This window comes from Cupriavidus sp. 291-E7, from assembly GCF_057798835.1.
This window is the reverse complement of sequence record NZ_JBYOJV010000016.1, coordinates 123,281-141,284: the sequence shown is the minus strand read 5'-3', so window position 1 is coordinate 141,284 and position 18,004 is coordinate 123,281. Positions and strand designations below refer to the sequence as shown.

At 65.8% G+C, this 18,004-nt stretch carries 16 protein-coding genes; 15 read left to right on the top strand and 1 reads right to left on the bottom strand.

The genetic code is table 11. The features are described 5' to 3' along the window. Positions 1-223 precede the first annotated feature (223 nt). The 14 genes from mraZ to ftsA are packed head-to-tail and all read left to right on the top strand — an operon-like array spanning position 224 to position 16,354. Entirely contained in the window at positions 224-652 is a 429-nt protein-coding gene (gene mraZ / locus AC3FLX_RS25060) for a division/cell wall cluster transcriptional repressor MraZ (protein ID WP_488700026.1), read from the top strand. A 7-nt stretch (positions 653-659) separates the two neighbouring features. Further along, complete coding sequence (gene rsmH, locus AC3FLX_RS25055; RefSeq protein ID WP_488700025.1) at positions 660-1,637, top strand: 16S rRNA (cytosine(1402)-N(4))-methyltransferase RsmH; 978 nt, start codon at positions 660-662, stop codon at positions 1,635-1,637. Continuing rightward, a complete protein-coding gene (gene ftsL, locus AC3FLX_RS25050; RefSeq protein ID WP_488700024.1) occupies positions 1,634-1,951 on the top strand; it encodes a cell division protein FtsL in 318 nt (105 codons plus the stop codon). The genes rsmH and ftsL overlap by 4 nt, the downstream gene beginning before the upstream one ends. Further along, positions 1,948-3,768 (top strand): peptidoglycan D,D-transpeptidase FtsI family protein, encoded by a 1,821-nt coding sequence (locus AC3FLX_RS25045; RefSeq protein ID WP_488700023.1) that lies wholly within the window; start codon positions 1,948-1,950, stop codon positions 3,766-3,768. Before ftsL ends, AC3FLX_RS25045 begins: the two co-directional genes overlap by 4 nt. Next, a complete protein-coding gene (locus AC3FLX_RS25040; RefSeq protein ID WP_488700022.1) occupies positions 3,765-5,312 on the top strand; it encodes a UDP-N-acetylmuramoyl-L-alanyl-D-glutamate--2,6-diaminopimelate ligase in 1,548 nt (515 codons plus the stop codon). Before AC3FLX_RS25045 ends, AC3FLX_RS25040 begins: the two co-directional genes overlap by 4 nt. Beyond that, entirely contained in the window at positions 5,309-6,709 is a 1,401-nt protein-coding gene (locus AC3FLX_RS25035) for a UDP-N-acetylmuramoyl-tripeptide--D-alanyl-D-alanine ligase (RefSeq protein WP_488700021.1), read from the top strand. Before AC3FLX_RS25040 ends, AC3FLX_RS25035 begins: the two co-directional genes overlap by 4 nt. A gap of 12 nt (positions 6,710-6,721) precedes the next feature. After that, a complete protein-coding gene (gene mraY, locus AC3FLX_RS25030; RefSeq protein ID WP_488700020.1) occupies positions 6,722-7,891 on the top strand; it encodes a phospho-N-acetylmuramoyl-pentapeptide-transferase in 1,170 nt (389 codons plus the stop codon). Positions 7,892-7,936: 45 nt separating this feature from the next. Then, positions 7,937-9,448 (top strand): UDP-N-acetylmuramoyl-L-alanine--D-glutamate ligase, encoded by a 1,512-nt coding sequence (murD, locus tag AC3FLX_RS25025; protein WP_488700019.1) that lies wholly within the window; start codon positions 7,937-7,939, stop codon positions 9,446-9,448. Further along, positions 9,445-10,686, top strand: a complete 1,242-nt coding sequence (ftsW, locus tag AC3FLX_RS25020) for a putative lipid II flippase FtsW (protein ID WP_488700017.1) — start codon at positions 9,445-9,447, stop codon at positions 10,684-10,686. The genes murD and ftsW overlap by 4 nt, the downstream gene beginning before the upstream one ends. Positions 10,687-10,714: 28 nt before the next feature. Next, entirely contained in the window at positions 10,715-11,785 is a 1,071-nt protein-coding gene (gene murG, locus AC3FLX_RS25015) for an undecaprenyldiphospho-muramoylpentapeptide beta-N-acetylglucosaminyltransferase (protein ID WP_488700015.1), read from the top strand. Between the two features lie 10 nt (positions 11,786-11,795). After that, complete coding sequence (gene murC / locus AC3FLX_RS25010; RefSeq protein ID WP_488700014.1) at positions 11,796-13,211, top strand: UDP-N-acetylmuramate--L-alanine ligase; 1,416 nt, start codon at positions 11,796-11,798, stop codon at positions 13,209-13,211. Beyond that, a complete protein-coding gene (locus tag AC3FLX_RS25005; protein WP_488700013.1) occupies positions 13,208-14,191 on the top strand; it encodes a D-alanine--D-alanine ligase in 984 nt (327 codons plus the stop codon). Before murC ends, AC3FLX_RS25005 begins: the two co-directional genes overlap by 4 nt. Positions 14,192-14,228: 37 nt before the next feature. Continuing rightward, a complete protein-coding gene (locus AC3FLX_RS25000) occupies positions 14,229-15,125 on the top strand; it encodes a cell division protein FtsQ/DivIB (protein ID WP_488700012.1) in 897 nt (298 codons plus the stop codon). Beyond that, positions 15,122-16,354, top strand: coding sequence for a cell division protein FtsA (ftsA, locus tag AC3FLX_RS24995; protein ID WP_488700011.1), 1,233 nt, complete (start codon positions 15,122-15,124; stop codon positions 16,352-16,354). The genes AC3FLX_RS25000 and ftsA overlap by 4 nt, the downstream gene beginning before the upstream one ends. A gap of 12 nt (positions 16,355-16,366) precedes the next feature. Here ftsA and AC3FLX_RS24990 read toward each other — a convergent pair whose 3' ends face one another. Next, complete coding sequence (locus AC3FLX_RS24990) at positions 16,367-16,564, bottom strand: hypothetical protein (RefSeq protein ID WP_488700010.1); 198 nt, start codon at positions 16,562-16,564, stop codon at positions 16,367-16,369. Between AC3FLX_RS24990 and ftsZ the strand changes: the two genes are divergently transcribed. Further along, positions 16,551-17,741 (top strand): cell division protein FtsZ, encoded by a 1,191-nt coding sequence (ftsZ, locus tag AC3FLX_RS24985; RefSeq protein WP_066732415.1) that lies wholly within the window; start codon positions 16,551-16,553, stop codon positions 17,739-17,741. The two genes, AC3FLX_RS24990 and ftsZ, sit on opposite strands and share 14 nt — an antisense overlap. Positions 17,742-18,004 lie beyond the last annotated feature (263 nt).

Sequence of the window (18,004 nt, the reverse complement as noted above, 5' to 3'; positions counted from 1 at the left end):
GCTAAGTCTTTGTTCTGATTAAAAAAACCCTGATTTTTGCCCTATTCCGAGCCTTGACCGCCCAAAATGCTTCCTCTAAAGTGGGAAATAGTGTGAGGAAGTGTATTTTTGTGTGATAAACCGGACTGTGTCTGCGATGATTCACATCGGACCGGACGGTTTTGGACAAGGACGAATCGACCTGCCAAAGCTGTAATTGCTGGCGGTTACCGGGGGAAAGAGCTTGTTTCAGGGAGCATCGGCGCTGTCGCTGGATGCCAAGGGCCGGATGTCCATTCCGGCCAGGCATCGCGAAGCGCTGCAAACGCAGGCCGAGGGCCGGGTGACGCTGACCAAGCACCCGGATGGCTGCCTGTTGCTCTTTCCCAGGCCCGAATGGGAAGTTTTCCGCGGCCGCATCGCGGCGCTGCCAATGGATGCCCATTGGTGGAAGCGGATCTTCCTCGGCAACGCAGCCGATGTGGATATGGACGGCGCGGGCCGCGTGCTGATCGCACCGGAATTGCGCAGTGCCGCCTTGCTCGACAAGGAAGTGATGCTGCTCGGCATGGGCAGCCATTTCGAAGTCTGGGATGCCGCCACCTACGCAGCCAAGGAACAGGCTGCGATGGCGCAAGGCATGCCGGATGCATTGAAGAATTTCTCTTTCTGAAGAGGTCATGACCCCTACCGAAACGCCGGGGACCACCACCCTGCGCCATCGCACCGTGTTGCTGGACGAGGCCGTCGACGCGCTCGTCTGGCGGCCCGACGGCGCCTACGTGGACGGCACCTTCGGAAGAGGCGGTCACAGCCGTGCCGTGCTGGCGCGGCTGGGTCCGGCCGGCAGCCTCGTCGCCTTCGACAAGGATCCGGCAGCAATCGCAGAAGCGGGCACCATCAAGGATGCCCGCTTCTCCATTGAGCACACGAGCTTTGCGGAAATGGGCTCCCGGCTGGCCGGGCGTCCGCCCGTGGCTGGCGTGCTGCTCGATCTGGGAATCAGCTCGCCCCAGATCGACGAGGCGGCGAGGGGATTTTCCTTTCGTTTCGAAGGCCCGCTGGACATGCGCATGGACACCACGCGCGGCCTCACCGCCGCCGAGTGGCTTGCACAGGCGGACGAGCAGGACATTGCCAGGGTGATACGAGACTATGGGGAAGAACGGTTTGCTGTACAGATTGCAAAGGCGATTGTTGCTCGCCGGCGCGAACCCGGCGATGGCGGACCAATCGCCACTACTTCAGAGCTTGCCGCGCTCGTGGCGAAAACCGTCAAGACACGTGAGAAGGGTCAGGACCCTGCGACCCGCACCTTTCAAGCTCTACGGATTCACATCAATCAAGAGCTTGCGGACCTCGAAAGAGGCCTGAAGGCGGCGTACGAACTGCTGCAGGTCGGAGGCCGCCTCGTGGTGATCAGCTTTCATTCGCTCGAGGACCGCATCGTCAAGCGGTTCATGCAGGCGCATGCCCAGCCGGAGCGCGATGCGGACCCGGCACTGCGCCGTGCGCCGCTGCGCGCGGCTGACCTGCCGCAGCCGACGATGAAGCTGCTGGGCCGCTACAAGCCCGGCGCCGAGGAAGTGGCCGCCAACCCGCGCGCGCGTTCCGCCGTGATGCGCGTGGCTGAAAAGCTGGGAGGCCAGCCGGCATGAACCGCCTGACCTTCTTCCTCCTTGCCGCACTGATGCTGTGCGCCTTGTCCCTGGTCAGCGCACAGCACCAGGCGCGCACGCTGTTCGTGGCGCTGGAGCGCGGGCAGTCCGAGGAGAAGCAGCTCGATATCGACTGGTCGCGCCTGCAGTACCAGCAAAGCTCGCTCAGCAAGAGCGCGCGCATTGCCGATTCCGCGCGCGCGCAGCTCAAGATGGCACCGGCGATGGCCGGCCGCACCCAGTACCTGCAAGGCGTGGTGCTGCCCGACACACCGCCCGATGCCCAGCAACCCGCCGGGGGAGCCGCCAAATGAGCCTGGCCCGCCCGACCCTGAACCGCGCCCGCTCCGGTAACAAATCCCGTGGCGAGGCCGCGCGCCCGCGCACCGGCCAGTTCTCCGCCAGTCCGGTGCTGGGCCTGCGCCTGCCGATGTGGCGCTCGAAGTTCGTGGTGTTCCTGATGTTCGCCGCGTTCGCCGCGCTGGCCGCGCGCGCGATGTGGATCCAGGGGCCGGGTAACCAGTTTTACGAGATGGAGGGCAAGAAGCGCTTCCAGCGCACGCTGGAACTGCCCGCCACGCGCGGCAAGATCCTGGACCGCAACGGACTGGTGCTGGCCACCAGCCTGCCGGTCAAGGCGATCTGGGCCGTGCCCGAGGACGTCCCCAACGACCTCGAGCCGCAGCGCATGCGCCAGCTGGCCAAGCTGCTCGACATGTCCGAGAAGGATCTGCGCGCGAAATTCAACGAGGACAAGAGCTTTGTCTACCTGAAGCGCCAGGTGCTGCCGGACGCCGCCGACAAGATCGCCGCGCTCAAGATCGAGGGCGTGCACCAGACCCGCGAATACAAGCGCTTCTATCCGGAAGGCGAGGCGATGGCGCACATCGTCGGCTTCACCAACGTCGAGGACAAGGGTCAGGAAGGCGTGGAACTGGCGCGCGAAGGCGTGCTGGCCGGCAATCCGGGCGCCCGTCAGGTGATCAAGGACCGCCTGGGCCGTGTAGTGGAGGACGTCGGCATCCTGAAGACGCCGCGCGACGGCCAGGACATGCAGCTGTCGATCGACGCCAAGATCCAGTACCTGGCCTACAACGAGGTCAAGGCCGTGGTGGAGCGCAACAAGGCCAAGGCCGCGAGCGCCGTGGTGCTGGACGCCCAGACCGGCGAGGTGCTGGCGCTGGCCAACTGGCCCACGTACAACCCGAACGACCGCAGCCGCCTGTCTGGCGAGCAGCTGCGCAACCGCGTACTGACCGACACCTTCGAGCCTGGCTCGATGATGAAGCCGATCACGATCGGCCTGGCGCTGCAACTGGGCCGCGTGACGCCGGCCACGACGGTGCAGACCACGGGCAAGTTCACGTTCGAAGGCGCTACGATCTCCGATACCCACAACTACGGCACGCTCACGGTGGGCGGCGTGATCCAGAAGTCGAGCAATATCGGCACGACCAAGATCGCGATGATGATGAAGCCGCAGGAAATGTGGGACATGTTCACCAGCGTGGGCCTGGGCCAGGCGCCGAAGCTCGGCTTCCCGGGTGCCGTGGCCGGCCGCGTGCGGCCCTGGAAGAGCTGGCGACCCATCGAACAGGCCACCATGTCGTACGGCTACGGGTTATCCGTGTCGCTGTTCCAGGTGGCGCACGCCTATACGATCTTTGCCCACGACGGCGAGCTGATTCCGGTGTCGATGTTCAAGACCAATGGCGTAGTGACCGGTGAGCGCATTCTGTCGCCGCAGGTGGCGCGCGACGTCCGCGGCATGCTGGAAACCGTGACCGCCCCTGGCGGCACGGCACCGGAAGCCCAGGTCATGGGCTACCGCGTGGGCGGCAAGACCGGTACCGCATACAAGCACGTAGGCCGCGGCTACGACCGCAGCAAGTACCGCGCGTCGTTCATCGGCCTGGCGCCGATGTCCAACCCGCGAGTCATCGTGGCGGTCAGCGTCGACGAACCGACGGCCGGCAGCCACTACGGCGGCGCGGTGGCCGGCCCGGTGTTCTCGGCCATCACCGGCGGCGCCCTGCGGTCGCTGAACGTGCAACCCGATTCACCGATCCGCCAGTTGATGGTCACCGACAAGGTTCAGGAAAGTGAACCGCCCTGGAGCGCCACGCCATGACGGCCAAGCCGCTGCTCCCGATCGAGGTGTCCACCCAGGCCAGCAATGCGCTGGCCTGGGTGCGTACGCACGCCCCGGCGGGCGCGAAGCTGACCGGCGACACCCGCCGCCTGCAGCGGGGCGACGTGTTCTTTGCCTATGTGCTCGGCAACGAACGCCTGGCCACCGACGGCCGTCCGCATATCGACAAGGCAATCGCCGCCGGGGCATCGGCGGTGATCTACGAGGCCGACGGCTTCGACTGGCCCCACGGCGATGCGGTGCCGCACCTGCCCGTTTCGCAACTGCACTGGCTGGCCGGTCCGATCGCCGCCGGCTGGTATGGCATCGGCGCACGAAACGTGGCGATCACCGGTGTGACCGGCACCAATGGCAAGACGTCGTGCTCGCAATGGCTGGCGCGCCTGCTGCAGTCCACTGGTACTCCCTGCGCCACGATCGGCACGCTTGGCACCGGATTTCCCGATGCGCTTCAGCTCACCGGCTTCACCACGCCCGACGCCGTGCAGCTCCAGGCCAGCCTGGCCGAACTGAACGATGCCGGCGCGCGCGCGATTGCGATGGAGGTGTCATCGCACGGTCTGGAGCAGGGCCGCGTGGCCGGCACCGGGTTTGCCGTGGCCGTGTTGACCAACCTGACGCAGGACCACCTCGACTACCACGGCACCATGACCGAGTACGAGGCGGCAAAGGCGCTGCTATTTAAATGGGATGGCCTGCGCGCCGCGGTGATCAACCGCGACGATGCGATGGGCGGCCGGCTGCTGGCCGGCAACGCCGCCGCCGTGAGCGCGCCGCAGGTCATCGAATACGGTATCGACGGCAAGGCCGGCGCCACGGCGGCGCGCGGCCAATGGCTGCGCGCGACCGACGTGCGCGCCACCGCCTCCGGTACGGCGTTTCACGTCGACGGCAGCTTCGGCAGCGCCGATGTGAGCACGCCGATGATCGGCGGCTTCAATGTCAGCAACCTGCTGGCCGTGCTGGGCGCGGCGCTTGCGCAAGGCGTGGCCTGGGATGCCGCGATTGCCGCGCTGCGCACGCTGACGCCGGTCGATGGCCGCATGGAACTGTTCGGCGGCCATGACGCGCCGCTGGCCGTGGTCGACTACGCTCACACCCCGGACGCACTGGTGCAGACGCTGACCGCGCTGCGCCCGGTGGCCGATGCACGCCAGGGCCGGCTCTGGTGCGTGTTCGGCTGCGGCGGCGACCGCGACGCCACCAAGCGCCCGCTGATGGGAGGCGTGGCCGAGCGTCTGGCCGACGATGTGGTGTTGACCAGCGACAATCCGCGCAGCGAAGACCCGCTCGACATCCTCGAACAGATTGCCGACGGCATGCAGGACCGCAGCCGGGTGCGTCTGATCGAGGACCGGGCCGCTGCCATTCTCTATGCAATCAAGCACGCCGCCCCGGCCGACGTGGTGCTCGTGGCCGGTAAGGGTCATGAAGCCACGCAGGAGATCCAGGGCCGCAAGCGGCCGTTCTCGGACCGCGAACATGTGCGCCTGACCCTGGGCACGCGAGGGGTGTCGGCATGAACGGACACCAGATGACGAATTTGCAGCAAGCCGCCGGCTGGATGGCCGGCGCACGTATTTCCGGCGATGCCACGCGCACGTTCCTGCGCGTGCATACCGACAGCCGCACGGTGCAGCCCGGCGATCTGTTCGTGGCGCTCAAGGGCGACCGCTTCGACGCGCATGACTTCCTGGCCGATGTGGTGGCGCGCGGCGCCTCCGCAGTTCTGGTGAGCCGGGACATCGATCTCGATGTGCCGGCGCTGATCGTGGCGGACACACGCATCGGCCTGGGCGAACTCGCCGCTGGCTGGCGCCGTCAGTTCACGCCACCGGCGGTGGCCGTGACGGGCAGCAACGGCAAGACCACGGTCAAGGAAATGATCGCGGCGATCTTTGCCGCGGCCGTGGGCGAGGACGATCGCCTGGCCACCGGTGGCAACCTGAACAACGACATCGGCCTGCCGCTGACCGTGCTGCGCCTGCGCGCGCACCACAAGCTGGCCGTGCTGGAACTGGGCATGAATCACCCCGGCGAGACGGTCTACCTGGCCGGTATCGCCCAGCCTACAGTGTCCGTGATTACCAACGCGCAGCGCGAGCACCAGGAGTTCATGGTCAGCGTGGAAGCGGTGGCGCACGAACATGCCAGTGCCATCGCGGCGCTGCCGGCCGATGGGGTGGCTGTGTTTCCGGTCGATACGGAAAGCGGCGGCGAACATGCCGCGATCTGGCGGCAAGCCGCTGGCAATCGCCGCGTGCTGGCGTTCGGGACCGATGCTTCGGCCGATGTGCGGGCGACGGTATCGCTCGACGACGGCGTGCAGGTGCTGCACGTGACCGCACCGGGTCAGGCATTCGATGTGCGGCTGCAGGTGCTGGGCGCGCACAACGTGCGCAATGCGCTGGCCGCGACGACATGCGCACTGGCCGCCGGTGTTTCTGTCGACGCAATCCAACGCGGCATCGCGGGCTTCTCGGCCGTGAAGGGCCGCCTACAGGTCAAGCACACGCCGGCTGGCACGGTGGTGATCGACGACACGTACAACGCGAATCCGGATTCCATGCGCGCCGCCATTGACGTGCTGGCCGGCTTTGCCGCCCCGCGCCTGCTGGTGATTGGCGATATGGGCGAAGTCGGCGACCAAGGCCCGGCCTTCCATCGGGAAATTGGTGCGTACGCCCGCGAGCGTGGCATCGAAACGCTCTGGGCAACGGGCGAACTGGCGCCGCATTCGGTGCAGGCGTACGGCGCGGGTGCGCGTCACTTTGCAACGGCGGAAGACCTGGCACAGGCGCTGCAGGCAGACAGGGAGGGCGTGGTGGCCGGTGCGGCCGCCGTGCTCGTGAAGGGATCGCGCTTCATGCGCATGGAACGGATGGTCGACGCGCTGGTCGCATCACCTTCCGCTCACTAAGAAAGAAAGACGATGTTATTGGCTCTGGCCCAGTGGCTGCAAAACGATTACAGCTTCCTGCGGGTCGTCAACTACCTGACCTTCCGCGCGGTGATGGCAAACCTCACCGCGCTGGTGATCGGCCTCGGTTTCGGGCCGTGGGTCATCCGTCGCCTGACCGAGCTGAAGATCGGCCAGGCTGTGCGCACTATTGGTCCGCAGACGCACCTCGTGAAGTCGGGCACGCCGACGATGGGCGGCGTGCTGGTGCTGATCTCGATCTGCGTCTCGACGCTGCTCTGGTGCGACTGGGGCAACCGCTTTATCTGGGTAGTGCTGCTGGTGACGCTTGGCTACGGCGCGGTGGGCTGGGTCGATGACTACCGCAAGGTGGTGTACCGGGACCCCCGCGGCATGTCGAGCCGCGAGAAGTTCTTCTGGCAGACGTTGATCGGGATGGTGGCGGCCGTGTATCTGGCGTTCTCGGTGTCCGAGGCCAGCAACGTGCGCGTGTGGAGCCTGTTCCTGAGCTGGATCGAAGGCGGCATGTTCGCCGACGTGCCGTACAAGATGAACCTGATCGTCCCGTTCTTCAAGGAGATCAGCTACCCGCTGGGCGTGACCGGTTTCATCGTGCTGACCTACCTGGTGATCGTTGGCTCCAGCAACGCGGTGAATCTGACCGACGGCCTGGACGGCCTGGTGATCATGCCGGTGGTGCTGGTTGGCGGCGGCCTGGGCGTGTTCGCGTACGTGATGGGTAACGCGGTCTACAGCAAGTACCTGCTGTTCCCGCATATCCCCGGCGCCGGCGAGCTGCTGATCTTCTGCTCGGCGATGGCCGGCGCGGGCCTGGCCTTCCTCTGGTTCAACGCGCATCCGGCGCGGGTGTTCATGGGTGACGTCGGCGCGCTGGCGCTGGGCGGCGCGCTCGGGACCATCGCCGTGATCGTGCGCCAGGAAATCGTGCTGTTCGTGATGGGCGGCATCTTCGTGGTGGAAACGCTGTCGGTGATGATGCAGGTCACCTGGTTCAAGTTCACGAAGAAGCGCTATGGCGAAGGCCGGCGCCTGTTCCGCATGGCGCCGTTGCATCACCACTTTGAACTGAGCGGCTGGAAGGAAACGCAGGTGACCGTGCGTTTCTGGATCATCACGATGCTGCTGGTGCTGATCGGGTTGTCATCGCTCAAGCTGCGCTAAGCGGCTGGATTTATTACTTACGGACTGAAAAGGCAGGAAATCGAAGTGTTTGGCGCGTTGCAGAAACCTCATGTGCTGGTACTTGGCCTCGGTGAATCGGGGCTGGCCATGTCACGCTGGTGCGGCCTGAACGGCTGCCGCGTGCGCGTGGCCGACACACGCGAGGTACCCGCCAACCTTGCCTTTCTGCAGGCGGAGCTGACCACCGCGCAGTTCGTCGGCGGCCCGTTCGCCGAAAGCCTGCTCGACGATATCGGCCTGGTGGCGATCAGCCCGGGCCTGTCGCCGCTGGACCCCGGCACGAAGGCGCTGCTCGACGCGGCGCAGGCGCGCGGCATCCCGGTCTGGGGCGAGATCGAACTGTTCGCACAGGCGCTCGGCTATCTCGAGGCCACGGCCGGTTATGCGCCGAGCGTGCTGGCGATTACCGGTACCAATGGCAAGACCACGACGACGGCGCTCACCGGCCGCCTGATCGAGCGCGCGGGCAAGACCGTAGGCGTGGCTGGCAACATCAGCCCGTCGGCGCTGGACAAGCTGTCGGCCTGCATCGCCAGCGCCACGCTGCCCGACGTCTGGGTGCTGGAGCTGTCGAGCTTCCAGCTCGAATACACGTTCTCGCTGGCGCCGCACGCGGCCACGGTGCTCAACGTCACGCAGGACCATCTGGACTGGCACGGCAGCATGGAAGCCTATGCCGCCGCCAAGGCGCGCATTTTCGGCCCGGCCGGCAAGGGTTGCTTGCAGGTGCTGAACCGCCAGGACCGCCTCACGCTGGACATGGCCCGCAAGGGCGCGATGCAGGTGACGTTCGGCACGGACCTGCCGGAGACGGTCGGCAGCTATGGCGTGCTGCGCGACGGTGGCATGCCGTGGCTGATCGTTGCCGAACCCGATCACGAAGCCGAGTCGGAACAGAAGCCGCGCCGCCGCAAGAAAGACGAAGTCGTCGAAGAAGCCGTGCCGGTACGGCACAAGCGCCTGATGCCTGCCGACGCCCTGCACATCCGTGGCATGCACAACGCGACCAATGCGATGGCCGCACTGGCGCTGTGCCGCGCGATCGATCTGCCGCTGAACGCGCTGCTGCATGGCCTGCGCGAATATCGCGGCGAGCCGCACCGCGTGGAGTGGGTGGCGACGATCGATGAAGTCGAGTACTTCGACGACAGCAAGGGCACCAATGTGGGTGCCACCGTGGCCGCGCTGAACGGGCTGGACAAGCGCGTGGTGCTGATCGCCGGTGGCGAAGGCAAGGGCCAGGATTTCTCGCCGCTGGCCGAGCCGGTCGCTCAGTACGCGCGCGCGGTTGTGCTGATCGGCAAGGATGCTGGCGTGATTCGTGAGGCGCTTTCCGCGACCGGCACGCAGATCGTGGACGCGGCTTCGCTGGAAGACGCGGTGGAGAAGTCGGCGGGCCTGGCTGAATCGGGCGATGTCGTACTGCTGTCGCCGGCGTGTGCCAGCCTCGACATGTTCCGCAACTACGTCCACCGCGCGCAGGTGTTCCGCAGCGCCGTGGAAGAACTGGCCTTGTCCCGGGGGATCATGCCATGAGCGATTCGCAGGTCAAGCGCAGTGGATTCATCGGCGCCACCATCGGCAACGCCTGGGGTGGCCTGCGTGACGCGGTGTCGGGCGTCAAGCCGACCCGTTCGCGCATGATGGAGTACGACCAGCCCCTGCTCTGGGTGGCTATCGTGCTGCTGACGTTCGGCCTGGTGATGGTCTATTCGGCATCGATCGCACTGCCCGACTCGCCGCGCTACGCCAACTACCGCGAGGTGCATTTCCTGATGCGCCACGCGTTTGCATTGTTCATCGGCCTTTCGATGGGACTGGTGGCATTCCAGATCCCGGTCAAGGTCTGGGACAAGTACGCGCCCAAGCTGTTCATCATCGCGCTGGTCCTGCTGGTTCTGGTGCTGGTGCCGTTCGTCGGCAAGGGCGTGAACGGTGCGCGGCGCTGGATTCCGCTGGGCGTCATGAACTTCCAGCCGTCGGAACTGATGAAGCTGGCCGTGGTGCTGTATGCGGCCAACTACACGGTACGCAAGCAGGAATGGATGCAGACGGTGTCCAAGGGCTTCCTGCCGATGGGTGTGGCCGTGGTGGTGGTCGGCATGCTGCTGCTGCTCGAACCGGACATGGGTGCCTTCCTGGTGATCGCGGCCGTGGCAATGGGCATCCTGTTCCTGGGCGGCATCAACGGCAAGCTGTTCGCGGGGCTGGTGGGCGTGGCCGTCGGCGCGTTCGCGCTGCTGATCACGGCTTCGCCGTGGCGCCGCGAGCGGATCTTTGCGTACCTGAATCCGTGGGAAGAGAGCAACGCGCTGGGTAAGGCTTACCAGCTCACGCACTCGCTGATCGCTTTCGGGCGTGGCGAATGGAGCGGCGTGGGCCTGGGCGGCAGCATCGAGAAGCTGCACTACCTGCCCGAGGCGCATACCGACTTCATCCTGGCGGTGATCGGCGAGGAATTCGGATTTATCGGCGTGCTCGTGATGATCGCGCTGTTCTACTGGCTCGTGCGCCGCTGCTTCAACATCGGCCGCACGGCACTGCAGCTGGACCGCACGTTCGCCGGACTGGTGGCCCAGGGCATCGGTGTCTGGATCGGCTGGCAGACCTTCATCAACATGGGTGTGAACCTGGGCCTGCTGCCCACCAAGGGGCTGACGCTGCCGCTGGTGAGCTACGGCGGGTCGGGCATCCTGATGAACTGCGTGGCGCTGGCGATTGTCCTGCGCGTTGACTATGAGAATCGGGTGCTGATGCGCGGGGGGAAGGTATGACCACGCATCGCATCGCAAGGGGTATCGCATGACCGACCGCACGCTGCTCGTCATGGCTGGCGGCACCGGGGGACACGTGTTCCCGGGGCTGGCGGTCGCGCGCGCGTTGCGCGACGAGGGCTGGCGCGTGGTCTGGCTGGGCAACCGGTCCGGCATGGAAGCCACGCTGGTGCCCAAGCACGACATCCCGATGGAGTACATCCAGTTTGGCGGTCTGCGCGGGAAGGGGCTGGTCACCAAGCTGCTGCTGCCGCTGAACCTACTGCGCGCGTTCTGGCAGAGCATCGGCGCGCTGCGCCGCGTGAAGCCGGATGTGGTGCTCGGCATGGGCGGCTACATCACGTTCCCGGCCGGGATGATGGCGTCGCTGCTGGGCCGCCCGTTGGTGCTGCACGAGCAGAATTCGATCGCCGGGCTGGCCAACAAGGTCCTGGCCAAGGTGGCCGACCGTGTTCTGTGCGCGTTCCCCGATGCGCTGCCGAACAGCGAATGGACCGGCAATCCGGTGCGCGCCGAACTGGCGACGATCCCCGAGCCGACATCGCGCTACGACGACCGCACCGGACCCCTGCGGATTCTGGTGGTGGGCGGCAGCCTGGGTGCGGCCGCGCTGAACGACGTCGTGCCGAAGGCGTTGGCATTGCTGCCCGAGGCCACCCGGCCGACGGTGAAGCACCAGGCCGGCGCCAAGCAGATCGACCTGCTGCGCGCGAATTACGCGGCGGCGGGCGTGGCCGGCGAGACCGTGCCATTCATCGACGACATGGCGGCGGCTTATGCCGACGCCGACCTGGTCATCTGCCGCGCTGGCGCGATGACGGTTTCGGAAGTGGCGGCCGCGGGAGTGGCTGCTCTGTTCGTGCCGTTTCCGCACGCGGTGGACGACCACCAGACCACCAACGCGAAATTCCTGTCGAAGCAGGACGCCGCGTTGCTGGTGAAACAGAGCGAACTGACCGCGGAAGGCCTGGCACAAATGATCGCCAGCCTGGACCGCGGCCAATTGAAGGACATGGCGCGCGCTGCGCGCAACCTGGCCAAACCTGAGGCAACCCGGCGCGTCGCCGAGATCTGCCGCCAGATGGCCGGGGATAAATGAAGCAGATTCAATGAAGCATATCGTCAAAAACATCCATTTCGTAGGTATCGGCGGGGCCGGCATGAGCGGCATCGCCGAGGTCCTGCTGAACCTGGGCTACAAGGTCTCGGGCTCCGACATGGGCAGCAACGCTGCCACGCGGCGCCTGGCCTCGCTCGGCGCGCGCGTGTGCCACGGCCATGATGCCGCCAACGTGGAAGGCGCCAACGCCGTGGTGGTGTCCACCGCGGTGACCAACGACAACCCCGAGGTACTGGCCGCGCGCGCCAAGCGCATTCCGGTGGTGCCGCGCGCTGTGATGCTGGCCGAGCTGATGCGCCTGAAGCAGGGCGTTGCCATTGCCGGAACCCACGGCAAGACCACCACCACGAGTCTGGTGGCCTCGGTACTGGCCGAGGGTGGGCTCGACCCGACCTTCGTGATCGGCGGCCGTTTGAATTCGGCTGGCGCCAACGCCCGCCTGGGCACCGGCGACTTCATCGTGGCCGAGGCCGACGAGTCCGATGCGTCGTTCCTGAACCTTTTCCCGGTGATGGAAGTCATCACCAACATCGACGCGGACCACATGGACACCTACGGGCATGACTTTGCCCGTCTCAAGCAGGCGTTCGTGGAATTTACCCAGCGCCTGCCGTTCTACGGCATCGCCGTGGTCTGCGTCGACGACCCGAACGTGCGCGAGATCATGCCGTTCGTGTCCAAGCCGGTGGTGCGCTACGGCTTTGCCGAGGACGCCCAGATCCGCGCGATCAATGCCCGCGCCGTGGACGGCCAGATGCATTTCACCGTGCTGCGCCAGCTCAACGGCCATGCCGAGCCGCCGCTGGACGTGGTGCTGAACCTGCCCGGCGTGCATAACGTGCAGAACGCGCTGGCCGCCATCGCCATCGCCACGGAACTGGAAGTGCCGGACGCCGCCATCGTCAAGGCGCTGCGCGAATTCCACGGTGTAGGCCGCCGCTTCCAGCGCTACGGCGAAGTGGCCACGCCTGATGGCGCCGGCACGTTCACGCTGGTGGACGACTACGGCCACCATCCGGTCGAAATGGCCGCCACGCTGGCCGCCGCGCGCGGCGCGTTCCCGGATCGCCGCCTGGTGCTGGCGTTCCAGCCGCACCGGTTCACGCGCACGCGCGACTGCTTCGAGGACTTTGTGAAGGTGCTCGGCACCGTGGACGCGCTGTTGCTGGCCGAAGTCTATGCCGCCGGCGAGGCCCCGATCGTGGCCGCCGACGGCCGTGCGTTGACCCGCGCGCTGCGCGTGGCCAACAAGGTAGAACCCGTTTTTGTGGAACAGATCGAAGACATGCCCCAGTCGATCCTGAATGCCGTGCGGCCCGGCGATGTGGTCGTGACGATGGGCGCCGGCACGATCGGCGCCGTACCGGGACAACTGGTGTCGCACCAGGCAGGAGGTCAGCAATGAGCTTCGTGACCCATCCCAATATCGATCCGAAGTCGCTGGGCAAGGTTGGCGTGCTGCTGGGCGGCCGCTCGGCCGAGCGCGAAATTTCGCTGATGTCCGGCAACGGCGTGCTGGCCGCGCTGAAGTCGCGTGGCGTGGATGCCCATGCCTTCGACCCTGCGCTGCAGTCCGTGGCGGAGCTGGCCGCGGCCAAGTTCGACCGCGTGTTCATCGCGCTGCATGGCCGCTACGGCGAGGACGGCACGATGCAGGGCCTGCTGGAACAACTGGGCTTGCCCTACACCGGCAGCGGCGTTCTGGCGTCCGCGATGGCGATGGACAAGCAGGCCACCAAGCGGTTGTGGATGACGCATGGCCTGGCCACGCCGCGCTTTGCGATGCTGCACGCCGACACCGATTTCGACGCCGTGGTGCGTGAACTGGGGCTGCCGCTGATCGTCAAGCCGGCCCGCGAGGGGTCGTCGATCGGCCTGACCAAGGTCACCGAGGCCGGCCAGATGCGCGAGGCGTTCGAGAAGGCCGCCGGCCTGGATGCGGACGTGATTGCCGAGGAATTCATCGACGGCGACGAGCTGACCTGCCCGGTCGTGGGCGAGGGTGCAACGGCGGAAGCGCTGCCGGTTATCAAGATTGTCGCGCCCGAGTCGAACTACGACTATCAAAATAAGTACTTTACTGACGTTACCCAATACCTGTGCCCTTCAACTTTGCCTGAAGCGCTGGAGAACGAAGTTCGAGCGCTGGCCGTCGAAGCGTTCCGGGTGCTGGGTTGCCGTGGCTGGGCCCGCGCGGACGTGATGCTGACGCGCGCCGGCAAGCCGTATCTGCTCGAAATGAATACGTCCCCCGGCATGACCGGCCATTCGCTCGTGCCGATGGCGGCGCGCGCGCAGGGCATCAGCTACGAGGATTTCGTGATGCAGGTACTGGCGGCAGCCACGCTGGACCTGCATCCGAACGAGCACTGGAAACCCGAGTAACCGCAATAATAACCGGCTGATTGCCTGACCAACGACCATGTGGCACAACGCGCGCCTGCTCAACCTGATCGCCTCAGCGCTCTATGCGCTGGTGGCGCTCATGGCGCTCGGCGCCGGCCTGCTATGGCTGGCGCAGCGGCCGGTGTTCGCTATCACCCACGTGGAACTGACGTCGCTGGACGGCAGCCAGCTGCGCCATGTGAACGCACCGAGCGTGCGGGCCAACGCGCTGAACAAGCTGTCGGGCAACTTCTTCACGCTGGACCTGAATGCCGCGCGCCAGGCGTTCGAGTCCGTGCCCTGGGTTCGCCATGCCAGCGTGCGGCGCGAATGGCCGAACGGCCTGGCCGTGCAGGTGGAAGAGCACGAGGCCCTGGGTACCTGGGGCGGATCGGACAGCGGCCGGCTGATCAATACCTATGGCGAGGTGTTCGTCGCCAACACGGCCGAGGCCGAGGAAGACGCGCAACTGCTGGCACTGGACGGGCCGCAGGACAGCGAGGAAGACGTGGTCGAGAAGCTGGAAACGATGCGCGAGTGGTTCAAGCCGATGAAGGCCGAGCCGCTGGCGGTGGCGCTGTCCGGCCGTTATGCCTGGCGCGCCAAGTTGTCCAACGGCATGGTGATCGAGTTCGGCCGCGAGCAGAACGACGAGGATCGCGCCGCAATGGAAGCGCGGGTCAAGCGCTTCGTGGCGTCGTGGCCGCAGCTCACGCAGCAGTGGGGCAAGCAGATCGAATACGCCGATCTGCGCTATCCCAATGGCTTCGCAATCCGCACGGCCAGCGTGCGCTTTCTGACCGAGGCCCAGGCGCAGGCCGCGGCCAAGGCGGCGGCAAAGGCGGCAGCGGGCGGTTCACAGGCGGCTTCGGCCGGTAACACCAACAACAATCCGACGCGACTCAAGAGTAAGAACGCGGAGAAAACTCGATGAGCAAGGAATACAAGGACCTTCTGGTCGGTCTCGACATCGGCACCTCGAAGGTGGCGGCCGTGGTGGCGGAGCTGCGCCCCGACGGCAGCTATGAGGTCATCGGGATGGGCCAATCAGAGTCCAAGGGTTTGAAGAAAGGGGTCGTAGTCAACATCGAGGCCACCGTGCAGTCGATCCAGCGTGCGCTGGAAGAAGCCGAGCTGATGGCCGACTGCAAGATCGCGGAGGTGTTCACTGGCATTGCCGGCAGCCATATCCGAAGCTTCAATTCCAGCGGCATGGTCGCGATCAAGGACAAGGAGGTCACGCAGACGGACGTGGCCCGCGTGATCGAGACCGCCAAGGCGGTGAACATCCCGACCGACCAGCAGATCCTGCACATCCTGACGCAGGAATTCATCATCGACGGCCAGGAAGACGTGCGCGAGCCCATCGGCATGAGCGGCATCCGCCTGGAAGTGAAGGTGCATATCGTCACGGGCGCGGTCAGCGCGGCGCAGAACATCGTCAAGTGCGTGCGCCGCTGCGGCCTGGAAGTGCATGACCTGATCCTGCAACCGCTCGCATCGAGCCTGGCCGTGCTGACCGAGGACGAGAAGGAACTCGGCGTGGTGCTGGTCGACATCGGCGGCGGCACCACCGACATCGCCATCTTCAGCGAAGGCGCGATCCGCCATACGGCCGTGATCCCCATCGCTGGCGACCAGATCACGAACGACATCGCGATGGCGCTGCGCACGCCGACGCCCGACGCCGAGGACATCAAGATCCAGTACGGCATTGCCAAGCAGGCGATTGCCGATCCGGAGGACATGATCGAGGTGCCTGGCGTGGGTGACCGTGGCACGCGCACCCTGAGCCGGCAGGCGCTGGCCGCGGTGATCGAGCCGCGTATCGAGGAACTCTATTCGCTGGTGCACCAGGTGGTGCGCGAATCGGGCTACGAGGAGCTGCTGTCGTCGGGTGTGGTGATTACCGGCGGCACGGCGATGATGCCGGGCATGGTGGAGCTGGGCGAGGACATCTTCCTGAAGCCGGTGCGCGTGGGCGTGCCCGAATATCGCGGCAACCTGCACGAGGTGGTAAAGAGTCCGCGCTATTCGACCGTAATGGGTCTGCTGCAGGAAGGCTGCGTGCAGCGCATGCGCGGCCGCAAGGTGGCGGTGCAGAGCGGCCAGGTCAAGCAGGTGTGGACACGCATGAAGGAATGGTTTGTCGGCAACTTCTGAGCCGAAAGCGTGTCAGGAATTTTCAGTGCGGCGATCCTGATTGCAGTCAGCGGATCGGATCGTGGCACGTTGAGCAGTTTCAAGCAGTTCTGTTGATTTATTGGCTAGTAGTTCTTTGATGGTTTCTTGTTCAGGAACCAAGGGTTGCGGCGGGGAGGCTGCAGCGTTTGGGGACTGATTTTTCTCGGAGGCAGTGATGGACTTTGACATGATCGAAACGGAGATTCAGGACGGCACCATCATCAAGGTGGTGGGCGTGGGCGGCGCGGGCGGCAATGCCGTGCAGCACATGATCAGCCGTGGCGTGCAGGGCGTGGAATTCATCTGCATGAATACCGATGCTCAGGCACTGAAGCGTTCTACCGCTTCGCGCGTGCTGCAGCTCGGCAATTCCGGCCTGGGCGCCGGTGCCAAGCCTGAAGTGGGTCGCAATTGCGCGGAGCAGGCGCGCGAGCAGATCGCCGATTCGCTGCGCGGCGCCCACATGGTCTTCATCACTGCCGGCATGGGCGGCGGTACCGGTACCGGTGCCGCGCCGATCGTGGCGCAGGTGGCCAAGGAAATGGGCATCCTGACCGTGGGCGTGGTCAGCAAGCCGTTCGACTTCGAAGGCGCGCGCCGCGCCAAGGTGGCCGAACATGGCTCGGGCGAGCTGGAATCGTCGGTGGACTCGCTGATCGTTGTGCTCAACGAAAAGCTGTTCGAGGTGATGGGCGACGACGCCGAGATGGACAAGTGCTTCCAGTGCGCCGATGACGTGTTGCACAACGCCGTGGCCGGTATCGCCGAAATCATCAATGTCGACGGTCTGGTGAACGTCGACTTTGAAGACGTGAAGACGGTGATGGGCGAGCAAGGCAAGGCCATGATGGGCACGGCGACCGTGTCCGGCGTGGATCGCGCCCGCCTGGCTGCCGAGCAGGCTGTCGCCAGCCCGCTGCTGGAAGGCGTGGACCTGTCCGGCGCGCGCGGCGTGCTGGTCAACATCACGGCCAGCCGCTCGCTGAAGCTGTCGGAAACCAAGGAAGTTATGAACACGATCCGCAGCTATGCCGCGGAAGACGCGACCGTGATCTTCGGTACGGTGTACGACGATTCGATGAGCGACGCGCTGCGCGTGACCGTGGTTGCCACGGGCCTGGGACGTTCGGCCAAGAAGCAGCAGCCGATGACGCTGCTGAAGACCGGTACGGACAACATTCCGGTGCAGATGATGGCTGGCCTGACTGCTGCCCCGGCACATGCTTCGCCGGACTACAGCAACCTGGACACGCCGGCAGTGTGGCGCAGCTCGCGTGAATCGGCATCGGCTCACGTCGCGGCGCTGCAGGAGAAGGGTGTGGATACGTACGACATCCCGGCCTTCCTGCGCAAGCAGGCAGACTGAGTTGGGTTCCGGCAGGGCGGCGGCATTGGCCGTGCGCCTGGCAGGTTGTCAGAGGTCCGTCACGCATCGCCAGGGCGCTCCCTATCCGCCCGGCGGTTGCCTGGACTGACGCTACCCGTCAGCTTGCACGGCTGCGCGCCGCGCCATGCCGCATGTCGTTCGTCGCATCCCGTTGCCGGGCAGGCAGGCCATCGGCCGCCTCCCCGGACTGGTTTCCCGCCCCCGGCGGCGGGATGTCTCCGTCCGCGCGGCGCGTTTATCCA